This is a genomic window from Variovorax sp., from assembly GCF_035634955.1.
Taxonomy (GTDB): Bacteria; Pseudomonadota; Gammaproteobacteria; order Burkholderiales; family Burkholderiaceae_C; genus Variovorax.
On the sequence record NZ_DASQBZ010000015.1, the window covers coordinates 37,858 to 64,340 of the forward strand.

At 67.3% G+C, this 26,483-nt stretch carries 28 protein-coding genes; 11 read left to right on the top strand and 17 right to left on the bottom strand.

Annotation, left to right across the window (positions count from 1 at the left end):
• Window positions 1-2: 2 nt before the first annotated feature.
• From VES41_RS05170 to VES41_RS05200, 7 genes are all read right to left on the bottom strand, one after another.
• Complete coding sequence (locus tag VES41_RS05170; RefSeq protein WP_324813856.1) at window positions 3-764, bottom strand: ABC transporter permease; 762 nt, start codon at window positions 762-764, stop codon at window positions 3-5.
• Between the two features lie 5 nt (window positions 765-769).
• Entirely contained in the window at window positions 770-1,597 is an 828-nt protein-coding gene (locus VES41_RS05175; protein ID WP_324813859.1) for an ABC transporter ATP-binding protein, read from the bottom strand.
• Window positions 1,598-1,619: 22 nt separating this feature from the next.
• Window positions 1,620-2,618 carry an ABC transporter substrate-binding protein gene (locus VES41_RS05180; protein WP_324813861.1) on the bottom strand — a complete coding sequence of 333 codons (999 nt, stop codon included), beginning with the start codon at window positions 2,616-2,618 and terminating at the stop codon, window positions 1,620-1,622.
• 6 nt (window positions 2,619-2,624) lie between these two features.
• Window positions 2,625-3,431, bottom strand: coding sequence for an alpha/beta fold hydrolase (locus VES41_RS05185; RefSeq protein WP_324813864.1), 807 nt, complete (start codon window positions 3,429-3,431; stop codon window positions 2,625-2,627).
• Window positions 3,424-4,407, bottom strand: a complete 984-nt coding sequence (locus tag VES41_RS05190) for an isopenicillin N synthase family dioxygenase (RefSeq protein WP_324813866.1) — start codon at window positions 4,405-4,407, stop codon at window positions 3,424-3,426. Before VES41_RS05190 ends, VES41_RS05185 begins: the two co-directional genes overlap by 8 nt.
• A 120-nt stretch (window positions 4,408-4,527) precedes the next feature.
• Entirely contained in the window at window positions 4,528-5,466 is a 939-nt protein-coding gene (locus tag VES41_RS05195; RefSeq protein ID WP_324813868.1) for a LysR family transcriptional regulator, read from the bottom strand.
• A 243-nt stretch (window positions 5,467-5,709) separates the two neighbouring features.
• The gene (locus VES41_RS05200; protein WP_324813870.1) at window positions 5,710-6,264 is read right to left on the bottom strand and encodes a carboxymuconolactone decarboxylase family protein; all 555 of its coding nucleotides are present in this window, start codon (window positions 6,262-6,264) and stop codon (window positions 5,710-5,712) included.
• A gap of 72 nt (window positions 6,265-6,336) precedes the next feature.
• Here VES41_RS05200 and VES41_RS05205 point away from each other — a divergent pair, with 72 nt between their 5' ends.
• The 6 genes from VES41_RS05205 to VES41_RS05230 all read left to right on the top strand — a co-directional run bounded on the left by VES41_RS05205 (window position 6,337) and on the right by VES41_RS05230 (window position 11,477).
• Complete coding sequence (locus VES41_RS05205) at window positions 6,337-6,660, top strand: winged helix-turn-helix transcriptional regulator (RefSeq protein ID WP_414719033.1); 324 nt, start codon at window positions 6,337-6,339, stop codon at window positions 6,658-6,660.
• Window positions 6,661-6,820: 160 nt separating this feature from the next.
• Window positions 6,821-7,243, top strand: coding sequence for a PaaI family thioesterase (locus VES41_RS05210; RefSeq protein WP_324813874.1), 423 nt, complete (start codon window positions 6,821-6,823; stop codon window positions 7,241-7,243).
• A 68-nt stretch (window positions 7,244-7,311) separates the two neighbouring features.
• Window positions 7,312-8,271, top strand: coding sequence for a hypothetical protein (locus VES41_RS05215; protein ID WP_324813876.1), 960 nt, complete (start codon window positions 7,312-7,314; stop codon window positions 8,269-8,271).
• 363 nt (window positions 8,272-8,634) lie between these two features.
• Window positions 8,635-9,435 carry an SDR family oxidoreductase gene (locus tag VES41_RS05220; RefSeq protein WP_324813878.1) on the top strand — a complete coding sequence of 267 codons (801 nt, stop codon included), beginning with the start codon at window positions 8,635-8,637 and terminating at the stop codon, window positions 9,433-9,435.
• A complete protein-coding gene (locus tag VES41_RS05225; RefSeq protein ID WP_324813880.1) occupies window positions 9,436-10,317 on the top strand; it encodes a sigma-70 family RNA polymerase sigma factor in 882 nt (293 codons plus the stop codon).
• A gap of 179 nt (window positions 10,318-10,496) precedes the next feature.
• Window positions 10,497-11,477, top strand: a complete 981-nt coding sequence (locus VES41_RS05230) for a hypothetical protein (RefSeq protein ID WP_324813881.1) — start codon at window positions 10,497-10,499, stop codon at window positions 11,475-11,477.
• A 25-nt stretch (window positions 11,478-11,502) separates the two neighbouring features.
• Here the strand turns inward: VES41_RS05230 and VES41_RS05235 are convergent, their stop codons facing one another.
• The 6 genes from VES41_RS05235 to VES41_RS05260 are packed head-to-tail and all read right to left on the bottom strand — an operon-like array spanning window position 11,503 to window position 16,568.
• On the bottom strand, window positions 11,503-12,141 hold the full coding sequence (locus tag VES41_RS05235; RefSeq protein ID WP_324813884.1) for an N-carbamoylsarcosine amidohydrolase: 639 nt from the start codon (window positions 12,139-12,141) through the stop codon (window positions 11,503-11,505).
• On the bottom strand, window positions 12,131-13,186 hold the full coding sequence (locus tag VES41_RS05240) for a 2,5-dihydroxypyridine 5,6-dioxygenase (protein WP_324813887.1): 1,056 nt from the start codon (window positions 13,184-13,186) through the stop codon (window positions 12,131-12,133). The genes VES41_RS05235 and VES41_RS05240 overlap by 11 nt, the downstream gene beginning before the upstream one ends.
• Window positions 13,187-13,204: 18 nt before the next feature.
• Window positions 13,205-14,023 carry an alpha/beta hydrolase gene (locus VES41_RS05245; RefSeq protein ID WP_324813889.1) on the bottom strand — a complete coding sequence of 273 codons (819 nt, stop codon included), beginning with the start codon at window positions 14,021-14,023 and terminating at the stop codon, window positions 13,205-13,207.
• A gap of 16 nt (window positions 14,024-14,039) precedes the next feature.
• On the bottom strand, window positions 14,040-14,792 hold the full coding sequence (locus VES41_RS05250; protein ID WP_324813891.1) for an Asp/Glu racemase: 753 nt from the start codon (window positions 14,790-14,792) through the stop codon (window positions 14,040-14,042).
• Between the two features lie 37 nt (window positions 14,793-14,829).
• Window positions 14,830-15,798 carry an amidohydrolase family protein gene (locus VES41_RS05255; RefSeq protein ID WP_324813894.1) on the bottom strand — a complete coding sequence of 323 codons (969 nt, stop codon included), beginning with the start codon at window positions 15,796-15,798 and terminating at the stop codon, window positions 14,830-14,832.
• 35 nt (window positions 15,799-15,833) lie between these two features.
• The gene (locus VES41_RS05260; protein ID WP_324813897.1) at window positions 15,834-16,568 is read right to left on the bottom strand and encodes a pirin family protein; all 735 of its coding nucleotides are present in this window, start codon (window positions 16,566-16,568) and stop codon (window positions 15,834-15,836) included.
• 103 nt (window positions 16,569-16,671) lie between these two features.
• Between VES41_RS05260 and VES41_RS05265 the strand changes: the two genes are divergently transcribed.
• Window positions 16,672-17,145, top strand: a complete 474-nt coding sequence (locus tag VES41_RS05265; RefSeq protein ID WP_324814975.1) for a MarR family transcriptional regulator — start codon at window positions 16,672-16,674, stop codon at window positions 17,143-17,145.
• Between the two features lie 11 nt (window positions 17,146-17,156).
• Here VES41_RS05265 and VES41_RS05270 read toward each other — a convergent pair whose 3' ends face one another.
• From VES41_RS05270 to VES41_RS05285, 4 genes are read right to left on the bottom strand one after another with little or no spacing between them, the layout of a single operon-like run.
• Window positions 17,157-17,681: an aromatic-ring-hydroxylating dioxygenase subunit beta gene (locus VES41_RS05270; protein ID WP_324813899.1), complete on the bottom strand. Its 525-nt coding sequence runs from the start codon at window positions 17,679-17,681 to the stop codon at window positions 17,157-17,159.
• Entirely contained in the window at window positions 17,678-18,976 is a 1,299-nt protein-coding gene (locus VES41_RS05275; RefSeq protein ID WP_324813901.1) for an aromatic ring-hydroxylating dioxygenase subunit alpha, read from the bottom strand. The genes VES41_RS05270 and VES41_RS05275 overlap by 4 nt, the downstream gene beginning before the upstream one ends.
• 11 nt (window positions 18,977-18,987) lie before the next feature.
• Window positions 18,988-20,268, bottom strand: a complete 1,281-nt coding sequence (locus tag VES41_RS05280; RefSeq protein WP_324813903.1) for an NAD(P)/FAD-dependent oxidoreductase — start codon at window positions 20,266-20,268, stop codon at window positions 18,988-18,990.
• A 7-nt stretch (window positions 20,269-20,275) separates the two neighbouring features.
• Complete coding sequence (locus VES41_RS05285) at window positions 20,276-20,581, bottom strand: non-heme iron oxygenase ferredoxin subunit (protein WP_324813905.1); 306 nt, start codon at window positions 20,579-20,581, stop codon at window positions 20,276-20,278.
• Window positions 20,582-20,959: 378 nt separating this feature from the next.
• Here VES41_RS05285 and VES41_RS05290 point away from each other — a divergent pair, with 378 nt between their 5' ends.
• The 4 genes from VES41_RS05290 to VES41_RS05305 are packed head-to-tail and all read left to right on the top strand — an operon-like array spanning window position 20,960 to window position 26,475.
• Window positions 20,960-22,054 carry a TRAP transporter substrate-binding protein gene (locus VES41_RS05290; RefSeq protein WP_324813907.1) on the top strand — a complete coding sequence of 365 codons (1,095 nt, stop codon included), beginning with the start codon at window positions 20,960-20,962 and terminating at the stop codon, window positions 22,052-22,054.
• Between the two features lie 15 nt (window positions 22,055-22,069).
• A complete protein-coding gene (locus tag VES41_RS05295; RefSeq protein WP_324813909.1) occupies window positions 22,070-22,597 on the top strand; it encodes a TRAP transporter small permease subunit in 528 nt (175 codons plus the stop codon).
• Between the two features lie 30 nt (window positions 22,598-22,627).
• Window positions 22,628-24,094, top strand: a complete 1,467-nt coding sequence (locus VES41_RS05300) for a TRAP transporter large permease subunit (RefSeq protein WP_324813911.1) — start codon at window positions 22,628-22,630, stop codon at window positions 24,092-24,094.
• The gene (locus VES41_RS05305) at window positions 24,091-26,475 is read left to right on the top strand and encodes a xanthine dehydrogenase family protein molybdopterin-binding subunit (protein ID WP_324813913.1); all 2,385 of its coding nucleotides are present in this window, start codon (window positions 24,091-24,093) and stop codon (window positions 26,473-26,475) included. Before VES41_RS05300 ends, VES41_RS05305 begins: the two co-directional genes overlap by 4 nt.
• Window positions 26,476-26,483: the final 8 nt, after the last annotated feature.

Below are 26,483 nucleotides of genomic sequence, written 5' to 3' on the forward strand. Positions count from 1 at the left end.
ATTCAGGCGGGTGAGGTCAGGCTCCACGGGAACAACCGGCGATGCAGCCACAGGATGGCTCCATAGAGCAGCAGGCTGCTGCACACCAGGATGGCCAGCGAGGCGAAAGCCAGCGGCACCTTGAAGGACGAGGTGGCGAACAGGATCAGGTAGCCCAGCCCCTGTTCGGCGGCCACGAACTCTGCCACGACTGCGCCGATCACCGCCAGGGTGATCGACACCTTGAGCGCCGAGAAGATGTACGGCACCGCGTGCGGCAGGCGGATCTGCGTGTACTCGCGCGAGCGGGGGGCCCGCAGCGAGCGCGACAGCTCGATCAGCTCCGGGGGCGCGGAAGCCATGCCCGTGGCGCTGGAGATTACCAGCGGAAAGAAGGCGATCAAGGTCGTGATGACGATGCGCGGCAGGTTGCCGGCGCCCAGCACCACCACGATGATCGGCGCCACGGCGACGATCGGCGTCGACTGCACCACCACCAGCCAGGGCATGAGCGTGCGCGACAGAAGCGCCGAATTGGTGAGCGCCACCGCCAGCGGCAGCGCAATCGCGATGGCCACGAGATAGCCGGCCAGGGCCACCTGCAGGGTTGCCGTCAGGTGGCTCATCCAGCGCGCAAGGCCCAGGTCGAAGGCTGCGGCGACGATCTGGCTGGGCGCGGGCAGCACGAAAACCGGGATCGGCAGCGTGCGGCAGGCCAGTTCCCAAAGAAGGAGCACGCCGATGAAGGTCGCGAGCGAGGCGTGCCGGTTGAGTAGAGCCTTCATCGCATTCAATCGGGTTTGCGCGTGAACACCTTCACGCGGATGTCATTGGCCAATTGGGTGAAGACCGGGTTGGAAAGCGTGGCCAGGTTGCGCGGCCGCGCGAGTGGCACGTCGATGATCTCGGCCACGCGTCCTGGGCGGGCGCTCATGACGACGATGCGGTCCGACAGCAGCAGCGCTTCCTGGATCGAATGGGTGACGAACACCACCGTCTTCGGCCGCTCGCCCCAGATGCGCAGCAGTTCGAAGCTCATCTCGTCGCGCGTGAGCGCATCGAGTGCGGAGAAGGGTTCGTCCATCAACAGGATGTCGGGATCGTGCAGCAGCGCGCGCGCAATCGAGACGCGCTGCTGCATGCCGCCGGAAAGCTCGGAAGGCCGCTTGCGTGCGAAGTCGGTCAGGCCAATCGTCTCCAGCAGGGCCTGCGCGCGCGCGCTGTCGCGTGCGTCGACGCGGCCGTACTTGTGCTTCATCGGGAAGGTGATGTTGTCCACCACGTTCAGCCAGGGCAGCAAGGTGGGCTTCTGGAACGCAAAGCCCACTTCGTCGCGCGGCTCGCTCACCGGCATGCCGAAGATCGACACCGTGCCCGACGTGGGCTTGAGCAGGCCGCCCACCAGGCGCAGCAGCGTCGACTTGCCGCAGCCCGAGGGGCCGATCACCGACACGAACTCATGCCGGCGCAGGCTCAGGTTGACGTCCTGCAATGCCTCGACGGGGCTGCCGTCACTGGAGACGAAGCGCTGACCGACGTTGCGCAGCTCGATCGCCGCCACGGGTTCGCTGGCCTTGGATGCGGACGCGGGCCCGGCCTCGGTCACTGAAGAAGGCATTGCAATCACCGCCGGCTGATCCTTACTTGGCCAGGAAGCTGCGATCGACCAGCTTCTCGGGGTCGACCTTCGACGCCGCGAAGTTCATCGACTTGGCGACCCAGGTCCACGTGGCGGCCAGCAGCTTGGGCTCGAACGCGCCCATGCCGTCACGCTTGGAAACTTCGTTCTGCAGCAGCGGCACCGAGGCGCGGAATTCGGCTGCGACCACGGCTTCGTCGGCTTCGGGCACCACGGCCTTCAGGTCGGCGGCGGACTTCTCGGGGTTGTCCAGTGCGAACTGCAGTGCCTTGTTCAGTGCCTTCAGGTAGCGCTTGAGGACTTCGGGGCGTTCCTTGATGATCTTGTCGCTTGCCATGGCGGACCAGCCGTAGCCGTCGAGGCCATAGGAGGACCAGGGCACCACCACCAGCTCCTTGCCAGCCTGCTTGAGCACGGATTGCACCGCTGGCGCGACCGTGACCCAGTTGATGGTGGCATCGACGCGGCCTTGCGCCAGCATGGGCGCCAGCGTGCTCGGATCGACCTTGAGCAGCTTGACCTTCGACGGATCGATGCCGTTGCTTTCCAGGATCACGGGCCACAGCGCGTTCGACGACGAGAAGGTAGAGGTGGCGACCGTCTTGCCGACAGCATCTTTCAGCGACTGGATGCCGCTGCCCTTGGCGGTGAAGAGCGCGTCGGGCTGCTTCGAATAGAGCGACATGACAGCCTTGACCGGCACGCCGCCTTCGGCCGCCGCCATCATCAGCGCCGAGATGCCGCCGAAGCCCACGTCGGCCGCGCCGGTGGCCACCTTGGTGATCGCGTCGGCCGAGCCGCGGCCCGGCAGGATCGTGACGTCCAGCCCTTCGGCAGCGAAGAAGCCTTCCTTGAGACCGGCATAGACGAAGCTCTTGTCGCCACCGGGCAGCCAGTCGAGCTGCACGGTGAGCTTGTCGGCCGCATGGGCGGCGGCGCCGATGAATGCACTGCCGGCAAGCAGCAGCGACGCGATCAGGGGACGGAATGGCTGTTTCATGGGAGGTCAGTCGTGAAGTGGCAAAGAGGAAAGCGATGCATGACGCGCCAGCAGCGCGTCGAATTCAGGAAGCAGCAGTTCCGTCAGGCGCTGCGGTTGCGCCAGCTGCGGCACATGGCCGCACGGCATCGGGATGCGCTTGGCGCCGGGGCTGAGCGCCTGCATGCGTTGCTGCACCGGCAAGGAGACGGACTGGTCGTCACGGCACTCGACGTAGATGCGAGGCACGGTGCCGAAGCGTTCGGCGCTCAGTCGGTTGCGCATGGCGCGCCCGGTTTCGGGCTGGGGCCGCAACAGCGAAGCGGCCTTGCGTGCTGCGGCAGGCTCGCAGTCCTGCACGAAGCACTGCAACGCGCCTTCGATGCGCACAGTGCTCGCGCTGCGGTCTTCGTTCCAGTCGAGCCAGGAGCCAATGCCCGCGAAGTCCGCGCCAGGGTCCGAAGCCGAGAGGTCGTTCAGAACATCCACGTAGCTCATGCCCGAGGGCAGCATCATCCCGGCCAGGTAGACCACGCCGGCGATTCGCCTGTGCAGTTCCTCGGCCACCTGAGAAACCGTGATGCCGCCGCCGCTGTGGCCCACCAGGATCACCGGTGCATCGATGGACAACACCACGCGTGCGACTTCGGCGACATACGAATCCAGGTTGGCCGGCGCCTGGCCGAGCGGCGGCCAGCCGTTGCCCGGCAGGTCGACCGCGTGGGCCTGCCAGCCTTGCGCGGCGAGCAATGGCGTCCACGCGTCGAAGGCCCAGCTGCCTTGCCAGGCGCCGTGCACCAGCACCGCGTGGCGCATGTTCGATGTATCAGCCATAGGTCCGCCGATAGCATTCGCGCAGGTGCTCCTCGACCGTGACGGGCGGGAAGCGCGGGGCCTCGCCGCTCTTCAGGCAGGTGGGCAGGCATTCGACGAGATGCGTCGGGTTGCCGGTGAAGAAATAGGGCACCGAATGCCGCTCGCGGCCAGATGCGTTGATCACGCGGTGCAGCGTGGAGTGATAGCGGCCATTGGTCCAGCGCGCGAACAGGTCGCCGATGTTGACCACGTAGGTGCCGGGGACCGGCGGCGCGTCGATCCATGCGCTGGCCTGCGCGTCCCAGACCTGCAGGCCGCCCGAATCGTCCTGCAGCAGGAGCGTGATGCCACCGAAGTCGGTGTGCTCGCCGCAGCCCTTTTCGCGCGGCGAAGGGTTGGGCGGCTGCGGCGGGTAGTGCAGCAGGCGCAGGGTTGCCGCCGCGTCGGTCAGGAAGCCATCGAAATGGTCGGCCGGCAAGTCCAGCGAGCGGGCCAGCGCACGCACCAGCAGCGCGCCTAGCGCATGTGCCTGCTCGAAATATTCGCGCATGGTCTCGTGGAACCCGGGCAGCTCTTCCGGCCATTGGTTCGGGCCCGTGTTGAATCGCCCGGCCTTCACGCGCGGATCGTCGGCCGCCACTTCCTCGCCGATGTAGAAGCTTTCCTTGAGATCGGGCGGAGCGCCGGCTTCGAGCGTCTGTGCGCGAAGCGGCTCGTAGCCGCGGTTGCAGCTCGAATGCGCCTTGTCGAGCCGCAGCTTGTCTGCCATCGGCAGGTCGAAGAAGGCTTCGGTGAAATGGAACACGCGCTCGATCAGTTCCGCCGGCATGCCGTGGTTGCGCACATAGAAGAAACCGCGTTGCTCGCAGGCGGCCCGCAGGCTGGCTGCGACCTCTTCCTGTGCGGCGACGCTGTCGCCGCGCAATGCGGCGATGTCGATCATCGGAATGCCTGCGACGGGCGTTTGCGAGATCTGGGCGGCGGTGCTTGTCATGGTCTGCTTCGGATCGGCATTCGATTCGAGGCAGTCTATGAATGGCGCCCTGCGCGCGATAGCACTGATTTTTGCACAGGGTGATGCCGAAACGGCATCAGCTGCCCGCGCGGGCCAGGTTCAGGCGGCTTCTTCGGCTTCGCGACGCTCGATTTCCTCGGCCAGGATGCGGATGAAGGCTTCGACGGCCGTCGGGAGCTTTCGGCCGGCGCGCACATAGACGCCAAGCTCCGTGGTGAGCCGGATCTGCGCCTTCAACGGCACATGGACCAGTCGGCCATCGGCCATCTCGCGTTCCAGCCCGAGCCGAGTCTGGAAGGCGACCCCGACACCGCGCCCCGCCATCGTCTTGGCCAGTTCGACCGATGCCGTTTCGAGCAGCACTGTCAGTGCACGCTTGTGGTGGGCGAGCAGGGGCTTCATGAGCGCGTGAATCGACAACTGCGGCGCCGCAAGGATCAAGGGATAGCGCGCACATTCGGCGAACGTCACTTGCGACAGTTGAGCCAACGGATGGTCGTGCCTGACGACTGCGCCCAGCGCGAAGCGCCCCACCGCGCATTGGCGCAGTGCATCGCTGCGCTCGAACGCAAAGCCGATGGCGACGTCTGCATCGCCCTGCACGACAGCCGCCGCCGTCTGCGCGGAGCCGGCGGATTCGACCTGCATGCGGATGGTGGGGTAGCGCGTGACCATGCGCTCGAGGCAAGTGGGCAAAAGGTCGGCGTTGAGCCCTTCCACCGACATCACGCTGATAGAGCCACGCCGGATGCCGCGCAGCATCTCGAGTTCGCTGACCATGCGGCGCTCGTCCTGCAGGACGGTGATGACGTGCAGTGAGAACACCTCGCCTGCCGGCGTCAGCTGGAGCCCCGTGCTCATGCGCTCGAACAGCGGCGTGCCCACCTCCTCCTCCATCTGCAGCAGCTGGCGATTGACCGCCGAAGAAGCCACGTGCAGGCGCCGGGCAGCCTCACGGATCGAACCGCAACGGCGAATCATGTCGAAGTATGTGAGGGCGCGGGCGTGGATGTGCATGGTCAGACGCAATGCTCTCATTTTTCGAAGAGCATCTCGCGCTTCACGCGGCCCGGAGCGTCGAATGGGCGGATACCTTCACCGCGCCGCCTGTCGAAGGCTACCGAGGGCGAATGGCTGGGATGGATGCTGCTAGCGGCAGAGTAGTGCTCCGGCGCTGGGGCGGCACCATCGTGTGCTCGTGCCCGAGCAGCACGACTGAGATTGCTCTCAGGCTGGCCCGCGACGCGGCGCCGTGTTTCGAGCGACAGCCCGAGAGGAAGCTTAGCTGCGGCCAGACGAGGGAAAGCTTGCCGAGCCGGGCTCGGCCGGTAAGCGCAAAGCGTTTGTCAGATAGCTGACAGTGCGATAGAAACCGGCCAGCATGAGCAACTCGAGAATGCCCTCGTCGCTGAACGACGATTTCAGCGACTGCCATAGTGCGTCATCGACAGTGCAGTGGGCGTGAAGCACATCGCAAAGCTCCATCAGGAGCCTGTCCCCAACTGACCAGCAGGCATCTTGCGGTTGGCCGGAGGCGAGCGAGATGACCTGGGCTTCATCGAATCCGACCTGCGATGCGAAGAGTGCGATGTGGACACCCCATTCGTATTCCGACCTGCACAGCGCCGTGGTGCGCGCGATGACGAGTTCGCGCTGTCGCACCGTTAAATTTCCGCGGTCAAGCAGCCCGCCAGCGAAGAACTTCTGAAACAGGCGAGGGTCCCTGGCGAGCGTGGTGAAGAGCACCAGAGGCGGTTTGCCACGCATGAGGCTATCGAGGGAAGACTGGATCCCGGCGGGAAAAGGCGGCTCCGCGGGAGTGATACGAGCAGTCATGGGTTGACCTCAAGCGTCTGCTACATTTTCTAAAGCATTGAACTCTAGCAAAGTTGCTTTGAAAAGTAAAGCATGACTGTTCCAAAGGTTGGCGCCCCTGTGCGCGGTTCACGGACGGGCCGCCCTCTCATGGTAGCTCTGGACCTACTGGGTCGAAGGTCGACGCTACGGATCCTTTGGGAACTCCGCGCGGAGCAGTTGACGTTTCGCGCTCTTCAGGAGGCTTGCGAGACAAACTCCAGTCTGTTGAACACGAGGCTGGCAGAGCTACGAACGCTTGGGTTGATTGAGCATGCCGAGGGCGGCTACGGGCTCACCGATGAGGGGCGCAAGTTGAGTGCAGCGCTGACGCCTCTGAGCGATTGGGCGCGTCAGTGGAAGCCCATGACGCGCTGACTCGGGCGCCTTCGATGCCCGGGGTGTCGGGCCGAGTTCGGCCAGAACCGTTCATTGGCTGTTGTGGCAGGATTTGCAAAGCCGCTGTGGGAAGGCGGCAAAACGCACCTGCAGGGCTTCTGGTCTCCAGGCTTGTCCATCCAGACATTTCACACCGCCGATGAGCGACCTCCAAAAGCGAATCGCCGACAGCTTCAACGCGCAGGGCCTGATGACCACCATCGGCGCGCGCCTTGTCTTCGTTGCAGAAGGCGAGGTTCATATTGAGTTGCCCTTCTCAACCGGTCTCTCCCAGCAGCATGGGTATCTTCACGCCGGTGCGACCACAAGCATTGTCGACAGCGCATGTGGTTATGCGGCCTTGACGAAGGCGCCGCCTGGTTTCGAGGTGGTCACCGCAGAGTTCAAAATCAACCTCATGCGACCTGCTCTCGGTGAGCGCTTCTTGGCCATTGGACGAGTGCAGAGCTCGGGCAAGCTGCTGACCGTCTGTAGCGGCGAGGTCCGAGCGTTCCCAAGCACTGCGGAGGCATACAAGGTGGTAGCCCTCATTCAGGCCACCATCGTGAATGTTGGACGCTGAGGCGCGGGCCAGGAGCAGCCGCTCATCGTTGCGGCAGAATCCCGCGAAAGCGGACCTTGAATTCATACATGATTCGCCCCAACTCTCCGCGCTTTCGTATTCTGATAGCTGCGCTTTTCTCCGGACTGCTCTGCTCATGCCGAGACGCGCCCTTGCCCCCTCGAATTGAGAAAGCGGCGACCGATGTAAAGGGCTTCGACCTAGTATTTGACGGCTCTGCAGCGCCAACGGCGTTCGGCCTGTTTGAAGTCGGATATGCCATCAAGGCCAACTACGGCTACTTTACGTATCGGGGGAAGCTGTACAGCTCCGTGGGAGGTGGCAGTGCCTTGATTCGTCCCGTCACCAGTTCGCCTGCTGCCTTCACGGTTCGCGAGACCGCTCAAGCAACAGACGAGCATGGAAATGCCACCAAGTCACTGCTCCAAATTTTGGACAAGAACAACGGGCAAGAACTTGCACGTCGTGTCTTAGTGGCACACGCTGTTGAAGATGGAACAGGGTGGACTGGAGACCATGCAGTCAAGTTTGTTCGCGAAGTTCTGAAGTCGCCCCAAGCGCCCGGGCGACCCTGGGGAGTTGCCGACTACCGACCGACGGTCGCCCAAATTCAACTCTCAGAACCGCTCACCTCGTCGCCGTATCCGAGACAGGTGGAACCCGAGCACTGCCCGGAGACCCTAAGAATTGAGCGCCGACGTCACAGCAGCACGATTCGTGGGGAAGGATTTGAGTTTCTGCCATATCACCCGCTGAACCTAGTCGCGTGTGATTCGGGGCGCGTCCTCGTCACGTCGGGGGTCTATGCGTCCGACTTTTACTTTGATGCTCTGACCTTGGACGGCGAACATATTTCCCAGGGTCACGTTCGCCTGCCTCTCCCTCTGGAGGCCAGATGGGCGGCGTTGAAGGAAGTTAGTCTCGATGGACGAACCGTCAGAGCGACGCTTCTCGTTAACCAGCAAGCAGACTTTAAATCCGCAGTATCTGCACATCGACTCGTGCAGATTCAAGCTCTCCTAGAGTGACCCAAGAGTTTGGGTGGGCGTCGATGTTGCTCCCCTGGACACCCGACCGCTTCCACAAGGACAAGCAATGGTGCTTGCCATTGAATGGGTGACAGGCCGTATTCGGCGCAACGCGCGTTGTGATGCTTGAACGTCTGCTTTTCCGGATGCCGCTACTTCCGCTCAGGGCCCAATACAGCCGTTCGCGCCATAGCCCGGCCTTCCGGATCCAACTCGTCCAGCCGGGCGTTCCCTCTGGGCAGCGGGTGTTCTACAGGGTGGCGCGTGGAGATGTAACAACCGCCCCCCACCGATCCGTTTGCCCCTCGCCGATCGTCTAGACACTCGCGGGCCCACCGTTTCCGGGCTCGAGGAGCAATCTCGATGACAACATTGAACGACCTGCACGTGCTGGTCACCGGTGCCGGCCAGGGGCTGGGCTTTGCGATGGCCAAGGCGCTGCTGGCGCGTGGCCCCCGGGTGACCGCGATCGTGCGCACTGCGGACCGGCTCGCGCCGCTGCGGCAACTGGGCGCCGACGCGGTCGTCGGCGACGCGGCCGATGCCGCCCTCATGAACCGGGTCGTGGGCGACCTGCAGCCGGACGTGCTGATCCTCAATGCCGGGGCCCGGCTGCCCATGAAGCCCATCGACGCGCAGACCTGGGACGAGTTCTCGGCGACCTGGAACACGGACGTGAAGGCAGGCCTGGCGGGCATCCAGGCGGCGCTCAACACCCCGCTCAAGCCGGGCGCGCGGGTGCTGGCGATGTCCAGCGGTGCGGCAATGGTGATGAGCGTGCCGTTCATCGACCCGGCGGGCCTGCGGCTGTCCGGCGGCTACGTCGGTGCCAAGCGCATGCTGTGGTTCATGGCGCACCAGGCCAACGCGGTGTCGCGCGAACGCGGGCTCGGGTTGCACTTCCAGGTGCTGGTGCCGGGCCAGGTGATTCCGGGCACGGCGCTCGGCCGCGAGGTGGCCTCGGCCTACGCCGGGCTCGAAGGTGTCAGCGCCGAGCAACACGTGCTCGACCGCTACGGCTCGATTCTCCAGCCGTACCGGTTTGGCGATATGGTCGCCGACCTGATCGACGATCCCCGCCATGCCGGCGGCGTCGCCTACGGCCTGCGCGCGGACGCCGGGATCTTCCCGCTCGACGTGGCGCTGGCCCGCAAGGAGAACTGATTGACCGCCACCATCGCCGCCGCCGACCAGGCGTTCGAGGCCAAGCTGGGCGCGATGCGCCCGCGGCTGCACCGCTATTGCGCGCGCATGACCGGCTCGACCATCGACGGCGAGGACGTCGTGCAGGATGCGCTGATGAAGGCGTTCGCGGCGCGGGCGTCGTTCGGCGCGCTCGACAATGCCGAAAGCTGGCTGCTGCGCATCGCCCACAACGCGGCGCTCGACTTCCTGCGCCAGCGCGCGCGCCTGCCCGCGATGGACGATGCCGGCGAACTGGAGGAGATCGCCGCCCCCGACCTGCCCGACCCCGAGATTGCCGTGACCAGCCTGCGGACCTTCATGCGCCTGCCGGCGCTCCAGCGCAGTGCCGTCATCCTCAAGGACGTGCTGGGCCATTCGCTCGACGAGGCCGCGCAGATCACCGGGGCCAGCCCGCCCGCGCTCAAGTCCGCGCTGCAGCGCGGCAGGCAGCGGCTCCGCGCGCTGGCCGGCGAGCCGGAAGACTTCGGCGTGGCGGTGGTCGGCGAAGCCGCGCGCGCGCGCCTGTGCGCCTACGTCGACGGTTTCAGGTCGGGCGACTTCGACGCCGTGCGCGAGCTGCTGGCCGAGGATGTGCGGCTCGACCTCGTCGCCAGGCTGCAGCGGCGCGGCAAGGGCGAAGTGGGCGAATACCTGGGGCGCTACGCCGCGGCCGTGCAGTGGGCGTATGCGGCGGCCGTGGTCGATGGGCGTGCCGGCATGCTGGTCTACGACCGTGCGGTGTCGCTGGACACGCCGGCGTATTTCGTGGTGCTGGCGTTCGACGGTGGCCGCGTCGTCTCGATCCGCGACTTCCTGTTCGCGCGCTACGCGCTCGAAGGCGCGGAGATCCACCTGCTGTAGATGGGCGGCGACGCCCGTCGTGAAGGCCGCCGGTCGGTGAGCGCGGGACAGGCGTCCCCGATCTGGCAGCGTCCGCCGTGCCCGGCGGGCAAGGTCGGGACATCGGGCTCATGCGCGCGGCCCGCCTTTGGCGAACGATGCATGCACGTTCATCCGATCGCCAACCCAAAGGAGCCGCCATGACAGCCGTGCAGACCTTTACCGACACGCAGCGCTATGCCAGGACGATCGAGGCGTCCAAGCGGGTGCGCTGGGACATCGACCAGGACGTCATCCGGGGGCGCGAATTCGACCTTGCCCAGAAATTCCTGCCCGAGGGGCTGTCGCTGGTGGACGAGCTGCCCTGGCTGAGCGAGCGCGAGCGCCTCTTCATGAGCCAGGTGCAGGGGCGGACCTACGCCAACATGTTCGGACTGGTCGAGCGCTTCATCGGCGCCAAGATGCTGGAGCTCAGCCGCGATCATTGGCTGGGCGACCAGAACGCGCTGGAGGCCATCGTCCGGTTCACCGACGAGGAGCTCAAGCACCAGGAACTGTTCCGCCGCCTCGAGCGGCTGGTGGCCGCCACCATGCCGGCGGGCTACCGCTTCGACGTCGGCGCCAACGACGTGGCGGCTTTCGTGCTGGGCAAGTCCACCTGGGCGGTGCTGGCGCTGACCTGCCACATCGAGCTGTTCTCGCAGGCGCACTACCGCGCCAGCATCGAGCATGCCGAGGGCCTGTCGCCGCTGTTCAAGGACGTTTTCCTCTACCACTGGAAGGAGGAGTCGCAGCACGCGATCGTCGATGAACTGGAGTGGCAGCGCGAAGACGCCCGGCTCGCCTCGGAGGCCGAGCGCGACCAGGGCGTGGACGACCTGATCGCGCTGGTGGCCGGTGTCGACGGCATCCTGCAGGGTCAGGCGCAAGCCGACGCCGCCTACTTCCTGGACGTGTGCGGCCTGGCCGGCCACGACGCGCGCTCGGCGAGCGTGCGCGAGACCCTGCTCAAGGCCTACCGCTGGCAATACATCGTCTCGGGCGCCATCGAGCCGCGGTTCCAGAAGATGCTCGCCGCCCTGGCCGGCGAGGCCCGCATGCAGCGCATCCAGGCCGCGCTGGCGCCGTTGACCTACGCCATGCCGCGCAGTGGCGGCGCGGGCGCGTCACTGCGGCATTGACCGGGCCGGCGCCTTCGCGCCCAAGTCAGGCGCCGGCGCCGCGAACCTGGTCGAGCGCGGCCAGAGCGTCATCGCGCTTCATGACCGCCGCGTACTTCTGCGCCATGTCGAAAAGGTTGGCGTCGTGCGGGGCAAGGGCGCGGTCGCCGACGCAGTCCGAGACGACCAGCGGCCTGAAACCGTGGGACATCGCGTCCACCACGCTGGCGCGCACGCAGCCGCTGGTGACGGCACCGGCCACCACCAGCGTCTGCACGCCGCGCTGGCTCAGCCAGGCCGCCAGCGACGTCCCGAAGAACGCCGAAGGCACCGTCTTGCGAACCACGAGCTCGCCGGCTTGCGGCGTCAGCTCGGGGACGATCGCGCTGCGCGGGTCGTCCTCCTTGAGCGTGAGCATGCCCGGCACCTTGAGCGAGAAGATGTTGTGGTCGGCGCCGTCGTCGGCATAGACGATCCGGCTGTGCGCGACGGGCCATCGGCGTTCGCGGGCCGCGGCCAGCAGCGCAACGGTGTTGCCGATCGCCTGGGGGATGTTGCCGCCGCCGAACACCGCCGGGTCCGCGAAGCCGTTGACGAAGTCGACGATCAGCAGGCCCACCGGGGCGCGCAGCTCGAGCGCGGTGCCGAATCCCTGCCGTTGATAGGTCTCGATCTCAGCGTGCATTGGCGTGCTCCTCGTTGTCCAGGACCTTGCCGTCCTTCACCACTTCGGCGCCGTCGAGCCTGACGGTGCACTTGCGCAGCGGAATGTCGATGTGGCAGGCCGTGGTGCGCTGGCCGCCCGCCTCGTTGTTCGGGCCCAGCGAGAACAGGAAATTGCCCTCGTACGCGCGCGCGTCCATGCCGATGGTGGCCTCGCGGTCGTACAGGCCCAGCGTGGACCAGCGCGCCCGCGGCTGCAGTCCCCAGCCGATGTGCGAGATCGCGTAGGCCTCGGGGTCGTTGAAGGACGCCATGTAGTCGGTGAGCAGCTCGGCGTCGAGCCCGCCCTCGATGCGGGTCGCGTAGCCGTTCTCCACCGTGAGCACGATCGCATCGGACACGTACGACTTCTGCGGCAGCAGGATGTCGCCGCGGTCGATGACGATGCGCCCGCTCGCGCCGCCCTCGTCGGGCCAGGTCAGCGCGAAGCCGCTGGGCCAGTGGTCCCAACGGCCGGGCTCGTCGACGAAGCCGTATTCGCTGATGGCCGGGAACTCGCCCATCCGGCAGCGCAGGTCGGTGCCGGCCGCCGATGTCACGTGCATCTCTCGCGCCGCGCCCAGGCGGGCCGCCGCGGCCCGGACCCGCTCGCGGTCGGCTGCCGTGGGCACCATGCGCACCAGCACTTCCGGCGGCTCGACGGCCAGCAGGATCTTGGTGCCGCCGGCGAGGATCTCGTGCTGCTCCGGCGAGAACAGCAGCGTCATCAGGTCCAGCACCAGGTCGCTGGCCTTCAGGGCCGCGATGGCGGCCCGGTTGCCGGTCAGCGGCGTGGTGCCCAGGTAGGCCAGGCTGTCGCGGCTCAGGGCCTTCTCGGCGTTGACCGGCGGCAGGTCGAGGCGGTTGGCGATCGCACCCATCTGCTGGCACGCGACGAGCGCGCAAGACAGCGTCTGCGGATGCGTGGCTGCGCTGGTCAGCACGGTGACGGTCTGGCCGGCCTCGAGCTTCGACAGCGTCAGCACCTGTTTCCAGGCGTCGATCAATTGATGGTCGCTAACGGGCATGGCAGTCTCTCCTTGTGCTCAATGTGCCGAAAGGGGCGCGCCCAGGAAATCGCCGAACGCGGCATGGAAGCCCGCCTCGTCGTCCCAGGGAATCATGTGCCCCGCGGTGGGCACGTGCACCGTCTGCAGCTGCGGCAGCAGGCGCTGCAGCTCGTCGATGTCCTCAGGCCGGATGACGTCGCCGCGGCCGGCCACCATCAGCAGCGTGGGCACCTTGACCGCGGGCAGGTCCGCGTGGATGTCGTCCTGGTGGAAGCCGTCGTACGAGGCGACGATGGCGCGCTCGTCGCAGGTGTGCAGCCATTCGGACCGCAGCTGCAGCTGCGCGTCGGTCCAGGTCGGCGAGAACGGCCGCAGCGCCTCGACGCCGGCGCCCTGACGCATCAGGCGGATCGAGTCGATGTACCAGTCGAGCTTCGCCGGGTAGGCGCGCCGGCCGGGGCCCGAAACGGGCGGGTCGATCAGCACCAGGCGTTCCAGCCCGGCCGGGTGCCGCCGCGCGGCGCGCACGCCGATGCGCCCGCCCATCGAGTGGCCGACCAGCGCGTAGCCTTGCACGCCGAGCGCGGCCGCGAAAGCGCCGACGTCGTCCGCGCAGGCGTCGAGCCCGTAGTCGAGCGACTCCGAGGCTTCGGAAAGGCCGCGGCCGCGCACGTCGAGCACGTAGGTGTCGAAGTGCCGGCCGAAGCGCTCGGCCACGAAGCCCCAGGTGACGGCGGGGCTGGTGATGCCCGGCACCAGGATCACCGGGCGGCCCTTGCCGCCGTAGCGCAGGTAATGCTGGCGGATGCCGTTGGCCCGCACGTTGGCGCCGTAGAGGAAGGTGCTGCTGGTCATGGCTGCGGCCGCCTTCTCAGTACGCGCCCGACAGCAGCACGCCGGCGCCCGGCACCACGGGCTCGAGGTCCAGCGCCTTGAGCATGGCGTAGGTGGTGGCGATGGCGGCGGTGATCACCGGCTTGCCGGTCAGCGCCTCCACCTTGGCCACGGAGGGCAGCGAGGGCATCTGCACGCAGGCCGACAGGACGATGGCGTCCACGTCGCGCGTGTTCATGCCGGCGACGATCTCGGGCAGGCGGGCCGGGTCGTGGCGGCCGACGGCCAGGTTGTCCGGAATCTCCAGCGCGCGCCAGTCCACCACCTCGTAGCCCTCGTTGCGAATGTAGTCCACGACCAGCTCGGTCAGCGGCTTCATGTAGGGCGCGACCAGCGCGATGCGCTTGGCGCCGATGACCTTGAGCGCGTCCACCAGCGCGCCGGCGCTGGTCACCACCGGCGCGTTGCCGTCATTGGCCTCGGTGTGCTCGCGCAGGCGCTTCTCGGAGGCCCGGTGGTAGCCGTGCCCCATCGACATGATGGCCACCAGGCAGGCGTAGCCCAGCACGTCGACGCGGGCGTCGCTCAGCTCCACCGCGCAGCGGTCGGACTCGGCGTCCATGGCGGCCAGCTCCTCCTTCTTGACCGTCTTCATGCGCATGCGGCTGGAGTGGAAGGTGAAGCGCTCGGGGCGGATCTGCTCGCGCATGCGCAGCATGGCGGGAATCTCCGTCTCCATCGTCGTGTTGGAACTCGGCACGATCTGGCCGATGCGGTAGGTCTTGGACATGGGATCTCCTTGTCGTGAGGGAAATGGACTGGAAGGCTCAGCGGTCGAGCTTGAGAATGCGTTCGGCATTGCCGTGGCACACCAGCGCGCGGGTGCGCTCGCTCATGGGCGCCGCCTCGATGAAGTCGGCGGCCACCGCGGTGGACTCGTACGGGTAGTCGACCGAGAACATCACCGCTTCCTCGCCCATCTCTGCGATGGCACCGGCCAGCGCGGCGGGCGAGCAGACGCCGGAGGTGGTGATGACGATGTTGCTGCCGATGTATTCGGACGGCGCCCGCTGCAGCCGGATGCCGTGCGGGTAGGCGGCGAAGCGGCTGTCGAAGCGCCAGCGCTGGAACGGCAGGCCTTCGCCCATGTGGCCCAGGATCAGTTTCAGCCCGGGGAAGCGGTCGAACACGCCGCCGAACAGCAGGCGCAGCGCGTGCGTCGCGGTCTCCACGCCCCAGCCCCAGGTCGCGCCGTTGAGTTCGGCGTGGCCGGCAAGGGACACCGGAACCACCGGGAAATCGATCGGGTGCAGGTACAGCGGCACGTCCAGCGCCTGGAAGCGCTCCCACACGACGTCGAACGCCGGGTCGTCGTAGTAGCGGCCGAGCGTGTGGCCGTTGACCAGCGCGCCCTTGAAGCCCAGCTGCTCCACGGCCCGGCTCAGTTCCGCCGCGGCGGCCTCCGGGCTTTGCATGGGCAGGGCGGCAAAGCCGGCATAGCGGGTCGGATGGCGCGCCACCTGGCCGGCCAGGAAGTCGTTGTTCTCGCTGGCGCTGGCGATCGCCTTGGGCGTGTCCTGCTCGCCCTGCACGCCGGGGCCGGTCTGCGACAGCACCGTCACGTCGATGCCGGCGCGGTCCATCTGCGTCAGGCGCAGCTCGTCGAAGTCCGCGAGGCGGCTGGCCAGTTCGGCGTAGGTGGCCTTGTCGATGTGCTGCAGGAAGGTCTTCGAGTAGCGCTCGAAGCCCGGTGCCATGAAATGCTCTTCCAGGGCGATCTTGCGAATTCTTGTCATGGGAATTTCTCCGCGTGGTGTGAAAGTGGGTGGACCTACAGGTCGAACAGGAGCACCTCGACGTCCGGCGTCGTGGCCAGCAGCTCGAAGGCCTCGCGGTGCGTGAAGCGCAGGCCGTCGCCCGGGCCCAGCTGCAGTGCGGGCCCGACGCGCACCGTGCCGGCAACGACATGCAGGTAGCCCAGCCGGTGCTCGGCCAGCGCATAGGCCAGCGTGTCGCCGGCCGAGGGGCGGCCGAGGAAGATCATGGCGTTCTGCTGGACCGTTGCCGACCCGTCCCGGCCGTCGGGCGACGCGATCGGCTGCCACCCGCCCTGCCCCCGCGCCGGCAGGCGGGTGAGCGAGCAGCTCGGTTCGATCCGGCGCGAACGCGGATAGAGCCAGATCTGCAGGTGGCGCTCCGGCTCGGTGGCCGAGGCGTTCATCTCGCTGTGCTCGATGCCGGTGCCGGCGCTCATGCGCAGCAGTTCGCCTGGGCCGAACACGAAGTCGTTGCCGAGGCTGTCGATGTGGTGGATGCGGCCCTGGATCGGGTAGGTCAGCGACTCGATGTCGCGGTGCCCGTGCCGCGCGAAGCCGGCGCCGGCGGCCACGCGGTCCTCGTTGAGCGCGCGCAGCGAGCCCCAGTGCATGTGGTTCGGGTCCTGGTAGTCGCCGAAGGAAAAGCTCAGGCGCGCCTGCAGCCAGTCGTTCTCCATGGCGCCGCGCTGGTGTGCGCGGCGCGTGTTCTGCTCGCCGAGGATGCGGGGCGTGGAGGCTTGCTTGTACACGGCGTCTATACAATCGTCAGTGTGCTAACAAACGGGATCCGCTGTGGCAACCAGGAAGCGTGAATCGGCGCCGGAGGCCGACGTGCAGGCGCCGGAGATCGGCATGACGACGGTCGATCCCGCGAAGGATCTGCTGTTCGCGCGGCCGGGGTTCCTGGTGCGGCGGCTGCACCAGATCCACGTGGCCATGTTCTTCGAGGAATGCCAGTCGCAGAACGTGACGCCGGTGCAGTACGCCATCCTCACGGCGCTGTCCGTCATTCCGGACCTGGACCAGACCTCGCTGGCGCAGGAAGTGGGGCTCGACCGCACCACGACGGCGGACGTGGTCAAGCGGCTCGAGGAGCGCGGCCTGGTGGTGCGCCGGCCGAACCCGAGCGACAAGCGCCTGCGCCACGTGCGCCTTACCGCCGAGGGCGAGACGGTGGTCGCATCGCTGCGCGGCGACATGGCGCGCGCGCAGGAGCGCCTGCTGGCGCCCCTGCGGCCGGCCGAGCGGACCATGCTGATGGACCTGATGCGCATCCTCGTGGAAGCGAACAACCAGTACAGCCGCACCGTCATGCGCACGATCTGAGGCGCCTTGGCTCACAGCGGGTAGACCAGGTCGTTGGCGATCACGGTGGAGTCGTAGATGGCCTGCCGCTCCTTGAGCAGCAGGCGCTCGCCCACGCGCACGAACCTGTCGTAGAAGGTGCCGGCCATGTGGATCGTGCTGGGCCCTTCGACCAGCGTCTGCAGCAGCACGAAGTTGGCCTGCGCCTCGATCTCGCCCGCTTCGGTCTCGGCGGTGACGCGGGTGTTGCTCACCAGGTGCAGCATGTAGCGCGGCGCGAACATCTGCGTGCGGGCAATGGCCACGGCGCGGTCGTGCATCATGTTGCGCCCCTCGGCATAGACCAGGCCGACCGGCATGCCGAGTTCGGCGTTCTCGCGCGCAGTCACGCGGTAGATGCCGTCCTCGGTGAAGAACTCCGGCCAGGCCTCGATGTCGCCGGTGTCGAGCACGGCGCAGTAGTCGGCGTTGAATTCCTCGATGTCGGCGCGCAGCTCGCGCGCCCGTGCGGCATCGATCCGGCGGTCGCGGTACAGCGACAGGGTTTTGGCTTTCATGCTGCTTGGAACCCCATCACTTCGCGGTAGTAGCTGTACATCGCCCGGATGGCGCTTTCCGAGATCAGCGAGCTGGACGTGCCGACGTTGCCGCTGTCGAGCTTGATGATGTTGGTGTCGGTGCTGGAGCGGCGCACGCCCTCCTGCACGAACTTCATCGCCTCGTTGTCCTCCAGCCCGAGGAAGCCCGAAGGCCCCATCAGGTTGCCCTGGCGCAGCCGGTGCTGCGTCATCTCCTCGGTGTCGTCCTCGTAGCCGAACATGGTCCATTGCATGAGCATGCTGTTCGGGCCGTTGGGAACGATCTGCCGCACGCCCAGCGTGTTCATCTCGCGCTGCACGATCAGGTTGGGCCAGATGGTCTGCATGGTCACCGACCAGGGCGAGTCGAACTCCTTGACGAACTCCAGGAACCGGTCGTCGCGCAGGCGCATGCCGTCGTGATAGGAGCGCATCTCCTTCTTGTTCTCCTCGCTCACGGCGGCGTATTTGTCCTCCTTCTTGGCCGAGGCCATGGTCCCGTGGCGGCCGTGCACCGGGTCGGCGATCATGGCGGCGTCGTTGCCCGCCACCAGCAGGCCGAACACGACCAGGAAGGAGTGCAGCAGCGTCGCGTGGTACGGGTCCTTGAGGTTCTCGTGGTACATCTTCCAGTTGCAGGGCAGTTCGTTCTTGTAGTAGCCCAGCACCTTCAGGCGCTTGCCCGGGAAGACGACGTCGAAATCCTTGAGGATCTCGGGCGTCATGTAGTCCTCGAGCGACTCCATGTCCGCGCAGTACGAGGCGAACACCACGCCGTGGCGCGTGGCCACGTGGAGCTTGCGCAAGCCGTGGTCCTCGTTGCGGAAGTCCTTGGGCATGCCGCCCTGGCGGTTGACGCCGCGCTTGAAGGGCACGCCCTGCAGGTTGCCCTTGAGGTCGTACGACCACTGGTGATAAGGGCAGACGAACTCGGTGGCGTTGCCCTGGCCGTGGCGGCAGAACTCCGCGCCGCGGTGGGCGCAGCGGTTCTCGAAGACGCTGATGGTGCCGTCCTGCGCGCGCACCACGACGACCGGGGTCGCCCCGACGTACGAGCGCTTGAAGTCGCCGACCTCGGGAATCTCGGCCTCGAGCGCCACGTAGCTCCATGAACGCCCGCGGAAGATCTTTTCCATCTCCTGGTCGTACACCGCTTCGCTGGTGTAGACCCAGTCGGGGATCGTGTGCAGGGCGTCTTCGGGCCAGCGGCAGGCGGCCAGTTCGGCGTCCTTGGCGCGTGGTGTGCGATCGATGATCGCGTGGGTGCTGTACATGGTGGCTCCGGTCAATGAAGGGCGGGGGCGGCTGCCGCGAGCGCGTCGCGCACGGCTTGCCGCAGGGAAACGGACGGATCGACGAGGCGCGAGGCATCGCAGGGCGTGCCCTGCTCGACCAGGCTGCGCAGGGGCCGCAGGTCCGCGCCGGCGTTGACGGCAATGACGCGGCGCACGCGCGCCTGCGCATCGCTGCCGATCAGGACGAACCGGGGCGCGTCGCCGTCGGCGCTCATGTCGCCGCGGCAGTCGTAGCGAAGCCCGGCGGCCGGCAGCCCGACCATCTGCACGTTGCAGCCGAACTGGTCGGTCCAGAACCAGGGCGTGGCCGCGGGCTCGGCCGGCACGCCGAGGATGGCGGCGGCGGCGATGCGGCCCTGCTCGTTCGCGTTCTGCCACGACTCGAGCCGCAGTTCGTCGCCGAGCAGGGCCTGGTGCGCGCTGGTGCAGTCGCCGGCGGCGAACACGCCCGCGGCGCTGGTGCGGCATTGCGCATCGACGCGGATGCCGCCGTTGACCGGGTGCAGCGCGATACCGCTGGCGGCGGCCAGCGCGACCTCCGGGGCCTGCCCGATGGCGACCAGCAGCAACTGCGTGCGGTGTTCGCTGCCGTCGCCAAAGGTCAGCGCGATGTGGTCGGCGTGCGGCCTGACGGCGCTGCATGGCGTGCCCAGCCGCAGCGCCACGCCTGCGCGCACTGCCCGCTCCTGCAGCCAGCGCGAGAACAGGTCCGGCACTGCGCGAGCGAGCACCCGTGGCGCCGGCTCGACGACCGTCACGTCCAGGCCCAGCGTGCGCGCGGTGGAGGCCACTTCCAGACCGAGGAAGCCGGCGCCCAGCACCGTGATTGCGGTGGCGCCCTGCAGCGCCGCGCGCAGGCCCTGCGCGTCGGCGAGTGTGCGGATGTAGTGCACCCGCGGCGTGCCGGGCGCGGCGTCGGGCAGCACGCGTGCGCTGCCGCCCGTGGCGATCAGCACCTGGCGGTAGGCAATCGATTGGCCGTCGCTGCAGTGCGCGACGGCGTTCGCGGTGTCGAGCGAGGTGACCGTGATGCCGGTGCGCAGCTCGATGCCCTTGTCTTCATGAAAGCCGGCCGGATGGATGGCCAGCCGCTCTTGCGCGGCGGCGTCGAGCAGCACGGCCTTGGATAGCGGCGGGCGCTCGTACGGCGCGCCGGGTTCGTTGCCGACCATCACGATCGGGCCGTCGTGGCCCAGGGCGCGCAGGCTGGCGGCCGCGGTGGCGCCGGCCTGCCCCGCGCCGACGATGAGGATGGGAAGCGGATGGGCCATGCGCGCCTCAGGCGTCGACGAAGACGTCGGTGCCCTCGATGCGCACCGGGTAGACGCGGATCGGCTGCGTGGCCGGCGCGCACCTGGCCTCGCCGGTTCGCAGGTCGAACTGCGCCTGGTGCAGGGGGCATTCGACGCAGCCGTCTTCCACGTAGCCGTCGGTCAGCAGGGCGTACTGATGGGTGCAGACGTTGTCCGTCACGTGGAACGCGCCGCCGCTGCGAAACAGCGCCAGCTGGGCGTCGCCGATGTTGATCGGCATCGCCTCGTCCTCCTGAAGCTGCGTGGTGGCGGCGATCTTGATCCAGGGCATGGGTCCGGCTCCTTTGAGACGTGTACTGATTCGATATCGTCAGTGTACTGAGGATAATTTGAGTTGGCGAGTGATTTTTTTGAGACGTCACGGACGGCTGCGGAATCAGGCGGTGCCGTGCGAATCAACCACCGGAAATCACCGAAACCTAGGGAAATCTCCAATGGGAGCGATGCACATTCTTCGTGCATTAGTACGCCCGTCGCGCACCCATTCGAGGCGTGCATTGCGAAGACGGTGCATTTCTTTACGTTTGAAAAAATGTCGTTGACACTCACAAATAAGCTCAGCATACTGACAAATCATGAGCCGACGCGACGCATGAGCCGGGTCGCTCATGACCCCATTGATTGACCCTCACCTCACAGGATCGAACCCATGCAACGACGCCGCTTTTTCCAGCAGACTGGGGCCGCCGCCGGCCTTGCCACGCTCGCCATCCCGGCATTGGCGCAATCGGCGCCGGCCGTGAAATGGCGCATGTCCACAAGCTGGCCCAAGAGCCTGGACACGATCTACGGTTCGGCCGATCGGATGTGCAAGCGCGTGGCCGAGCTGACGGACGGCAAGTTCGAGATCCGTCCCTTCGCCGGCGGCGAGATCGTTCCGCCGGCGCAGAACATGGAAGCGGTGAGCAACGGCACCATCGAGTGCAACCACGTGCTGGCCTCGGCTTTCATCGGCAAGGACACGGCGATCGCCTTCGACACCGGCCTGGCCTTCGGACTCAACGCCCGCCAGCACAACGCCTGGATGCACTTCGGCGGCGGCATGCCGCTGGTGCGCGAGATGTACAAGAAGTACAACGTCGTCAACTTCGTCGCCGGCAACGTCGGCGTGCAGATGGGCGGCTTCTACCGCAGCGAGATCAAGTCGGTCGCCGACCTCAACGGCCTGAAGATGCGCATCGGCGGTATCGGCGGCATGGTGCTGTCGAAGCTCGGCGCCGTGCCCCAGCAGATTCCGGCGTCGGACATCTACTCGGCGCTCGAGAAGGGCACCATCGACGCGGCCGAATGGATCGGCCCCTATGACGACCAGAAGCTCGGGCTGCACCGCGTCGCCCAGCACTACTACTCGCCCGGCTGGTGGGAAGGCAGCGCATCGATCACCTCGATGGTCAACGACAAGGCCTGGGCAGCACTGCCGGCCTCGTACAAGGCGGCGTTCGAATGCGCGGCCGCCGAGCAGACGATGGCAATGCTGGCCGACTACGACGCACGCAACCCGGATGCGCTCAAGAAGCTCATCGGCGAAGGCGCAAAGCTGGCCTACTTCCCCAAGGACGTGATGCTGGCCGCCTTCAAGGCGTCCGAGGAACTGTGGGTCGAGCTGTCGGCCAAGAACCCGGCGTTCAAGGCGATCTACCCGAAGTGGAACCAGTTCCGCCAGAACGAGGCCAGCTGGTTCCGCGTGGCCGAAAGCCCGCTGGACAACTTCACCTTTGCCGAAGTGGCGAAGCTCAAGACCTGAGCGGGACCTGCTGCCATGGAGAAACTACTGGGCGTCTCGCGCGCCATCGACGCCCTGAACCGCGGCGTGGGCCGGGCCACGTACTGGCTCGTCCTCGCTGCCGTGCTGATCAGCAGCGGCAACGCGGTCGCGCGCAAGACCTTGAGCATGAGCTCGAACGCCATGCTCGAGATCCAGTGGTATCTCTTCGCGGCGATCTTCATGCTGTGCGCCGGCTACACGCTGCTGAGCAAGGAGCACGTGCGGGTCGACCTGATCCACGCGCGCCTGTCGCGGCGCCACCAGCTCATGGTCGAGATCTTCGGCACGCTGGTGTTCATGCTGCCGGTCACGACGCTGATCCTGGTGCTTTCCTGGGCGCCCTTCGTGGATGCCTTCACCAGCGGCGAAGTCTCTCCCAACGCCGGTGGCCTGATCCGCTGGCCGGTCAAGCTGCTGATCCCCGTCGGATTCGGGCTGCTCCTGCTGCAGGGGCTGTCCGAGATCATCAAGGACGTCGCCGAGCTGCGCGCCTTGCGCCGCACGCATGACGCGCCCCGCTGAAGGCCGCGCAGCCACGACCCGGACCCCACGATGATCGAATTCCTCACGGCCTACCTGGCCCCCATCATGTTCGCCTGCCTGGTGCTGCTGCTCCTGGTCGGCTATCCCGTCGCGTTCGCCGTTGGCGCGAACGGCCTGCTGTTCGGCGCGGTCGGCGTCGCGCTGGGGCTGATCGACCTGTCGCTGTTCCAGGCCCTGCCCGAGCGCGTGTTCGGCATCATGTTCAACGAGACGCTGCTGGCGATCCCGTTCTTCACGTTCATGGGGCTGATCCTCGAGCGCAGCGGCATGGCCGAGGAACTGCTCGACACCATCGGCCAGCTGTTCGGCCCGGTGCGCGGCGGGCTGGCCTACGCGGTGATCCTGGTGGGCGCCCTGCTGGCGGCCACCACCGGCGTGGTCGCGGCCTCGGTCATTTCCATGGGCCTGATCTCGCTGCCGATCATGATGCGCTACGGCTACGACAAGCGTCTGGCCACCGGTGTCATCGCGGCATCGGGCACCCTGGCGCAGATCATTCCGCCGTCGCTGGTGCTGATCGTGCTGGCCGACCAGCTCGGCAAGTCGGTCGGCGACATGTACGCCGGCGCCCTGGTGCCCGGGCTGGTGCTGACGGGCCTGTACGCGCTCTACGTCTTCGTCTACTCGATGCTCAAGCCCGGCTCGGCACCGGCCCTGCCGCCCGAGGCGCGCACCCTGCGCGGCGCCGCGCTCGGCCTGCGCGTGCTGACCTCGCTGGTGCCGCCGCTGGTGCTGATCTTCCTGGTGCTCGGCACCATCTTCATGGGCATCGCGACGCCGACCGAGGGCGGTGCGATGGGCGCGGTCGGTGCCCTGGCGCTGGCCCTGGTGCGGCGCAAGCTGTCGATGCCGCTGCTGCGCCAGGCGATGGACAAGACGGCCAAGCTGACCTGCTTCGCCATCTTCATCCTGGTCGGCGCCACGGTGTTCGGCCTGGTCTTCCGCGGCGTCGACGGCGACATCTGGGTCGAGCACCTGCTGACCAGCCTGCCCGGCGGCCAGCTGGGCTTCCTGATCGCGGTCAACCTGCTGGTATTCGTGCTGGCCTTCTTCCTGGACTTCTTCGAGCTGGCGTTCATCATCGTGCCGCTGATCGCGCCGGTGGCGGACAAGCTGGGCATCGACCTGATCTGGCTGGGCGTGCTGCTGGCCGTGAACATGCAGACCTCGTTCATGCACCCGCCGTTCGGCTTCGCGCTGTTCTACCTGCGCTCGGTGGCCGGCAAGGAGATCGCCACCGGCGACATCTACCGCGGCGCCATTCCCTTCGTGGTGCTCCAGCTCGTCATGGTCGGCCTGGTCATTGCTTTCCCGGGCATGGTCACGGGCAACCTGCACAAGGCCAGGAAGCTCGACCTGGACACCATCAGAATCGAGGTGCCCCACGCGGGCGGGGCCGACCCGGCCGCCTACCCGGGCAGCAGCGGCGGTGGCGCCTTCGAGCCCCCATCGCCGTTCGAACAAGCCAAACCATGACCAACGAATCCAACGCACACCACGCGGCGCCCGCAGGCCAGGGCGTGGGCGCCCGCGTCCTTCGCAAGGAGGACGCGCGCCACCTGCACGGCAAGGGCAACTTCGTCGCCGACATGAGCATGCCCGGCCTTTCCGAGGTGGCCTTCCTGCGCAGCCCGCTGGCGCACGCGACGATCGTCGCGGCGCGCCTGCCGGCCCAGGACGCCGAGCGCGTCATCCTGCGCGAGGCAATGGCCGACGCCCGGGACATCGTGGCCGACTCGACGCTGCCGACCTACCAGCGCTCGGCGCAGCCGCCGCTGGCCGCCGGCAAGGTGCGCTTCGTCGGCGAGCCCGTGGCCATGGTGTATGCGCCCACGCGGGCGCAAGCCGAGGACCTGGCCGAGCTGGTGGAGGTGGAGTACGAGGAGCTGCCGGTCTATGCAGACGCCGACACCTCCCGCGCCGCCACCGGCGAGCTGATGCACCCGGGTTGGCGCGACAACACCTTCGTCACGCTGCAGGCCGACAAGGACTTCGAGGCCCACGCCAAGGGCGCGGCCCTGGTGGTCAAGCGCGAGATCTCGCTGGCCCGCCAGTGCATGGTCCCGATGGAAGGCAAGGCCGTCCTGGCCTACTGGGACCACCAGGCGGACCAGCTGGTGGTGGTCAGCGCCACGCAGGTGCCGCACATGATCCGCACCGTGCTGGCCGAATGCCTCGAGCTGGACCAGGCGCGCGTGCGCGTCATTTCGCCGGACGTCGGCGGCGCCTTCGGCTACAAGTGCGTGCTGCAGCAGGAAGAGCTCTGCGTGGCCTGGCTGGCCAAGACGCACCGCAAGCCGTTCCGCTACATAGAGGACCGGCGCGAGCACCTGATCGCGGGCGCCAACACGCGCGAGCACAAATACGAAATGACCGCCTACGCCGACGAGCGTGGGCGCCTGCTGGCACTGGACGCGCGCATCACCATCGACGGCGGCGCGTACTCGGTGTGGCCGTTCACCATCGGCCTGGAGCCGGGCCAGGCCGTGGGCAACCTGCCGGGCCCCTACGCATTCCGCGGCTACCGCTGCGTCACCGAATGCGTGGCCACCAACAAGCCCGGCTTCGTGCCCTACCGCGGCGTGGCGCGCACCGGCGTGTGCCTGGCCATGGAACTGACCATCGATGCCATTGCCCGCGCGGTCGGCCGCGAGCCCTGGGAAGTGCGCCAGGACAACCTGGTGCCGGCCAGCGCCATGCCCTACGTCAACGTGGCGAACAAGCATTTCGACGGCGGCGACTACCCGGCCAGCCTGCTCAAGGCGCGCGACATGATCGACTTCGCGTCGGTGCGCCAGCGCCAGCGCGAGACCCGCGACGACGGCAGGCTGATCGGCATCGGCTTTGCGACCTACACCGAGCAGTCCGCGCACGGCACCTCGGTCTTCGCGACCTGGGGCACGCCGGTGATTCCCGGCTTCGACCAGGCCACGGTGCGGGTCACGCCCGACGGCGGCCTGGAGATCCGCGTGGGGGTCCATTCGCATGGCCAGGGCATGGAGACCACCTTCGCCCAGATCGCGCACGAGATCCTGGGCGTGGACATCGCCCGCATCAAGATGCTGCACGGCGACACCGGGCAGACGCCCTTCTCGACCGGCACGTATGCCTCGCGCTCGCTCGTCATGTCCGGCGGCGCGGTCTCGCGCGCCTGCAAGGCCCTGGCGCCGCGACTGCTTCAAATCGGGGCGCACCTGCTGGGCGAGGCGGACGAGGCGGTACGCTTCGAAGCCGGGCACGTGGTCGGCGCGAGCGGCCGCGTGTCGGTCGCCGACGTTGCCCGCGCCTGGTTCATCGACCCGAGCCGGCTGCCGGCCGACGTCGACCCGACCGGGCTCGAGATCACCATCGGCTACAAGCCCAAGGTGGACACCGGCGCCTTCACCTATGCCAGCCACGCCGTGACGGTCGCGGTCGACCCGCAGACCGGCCACGTGGAGATCCTGGACTACGTGATCGTCGAGGACTGCGGGACCATGATCAACCCGATGGTGGTCGAGGGGCAGACCTTCGGCGGCGTTGCGCAGGGCATCGGCACCGCGCTGTACGAAGAGACGCCTTACGACCGCAACGGCCAGCCGCTGGCCTCCACGCTGGCCGACTACATGCTGCCCGGCGCCACCGAGGTGCCGCACATGCGCATCCATCATTTCGAGACGCCTTCGCCGCACACCGAGTTCGGCGCCAAGGGCATGGGCGAAGGCGGTGCGATCGCGCCGCCGGCGGCCATCCTCAATGCCGTGAACGATGCCCTGCGCCCGCTGGGCGCCGAGGTATCGCAGACCCCGCTGTCGCCGCGCCGCCTGCTGCAGGCGATTGCCGACGCGCAGGTGGTCGGCACCCGCAAGGCCGCATGAGGACCGGA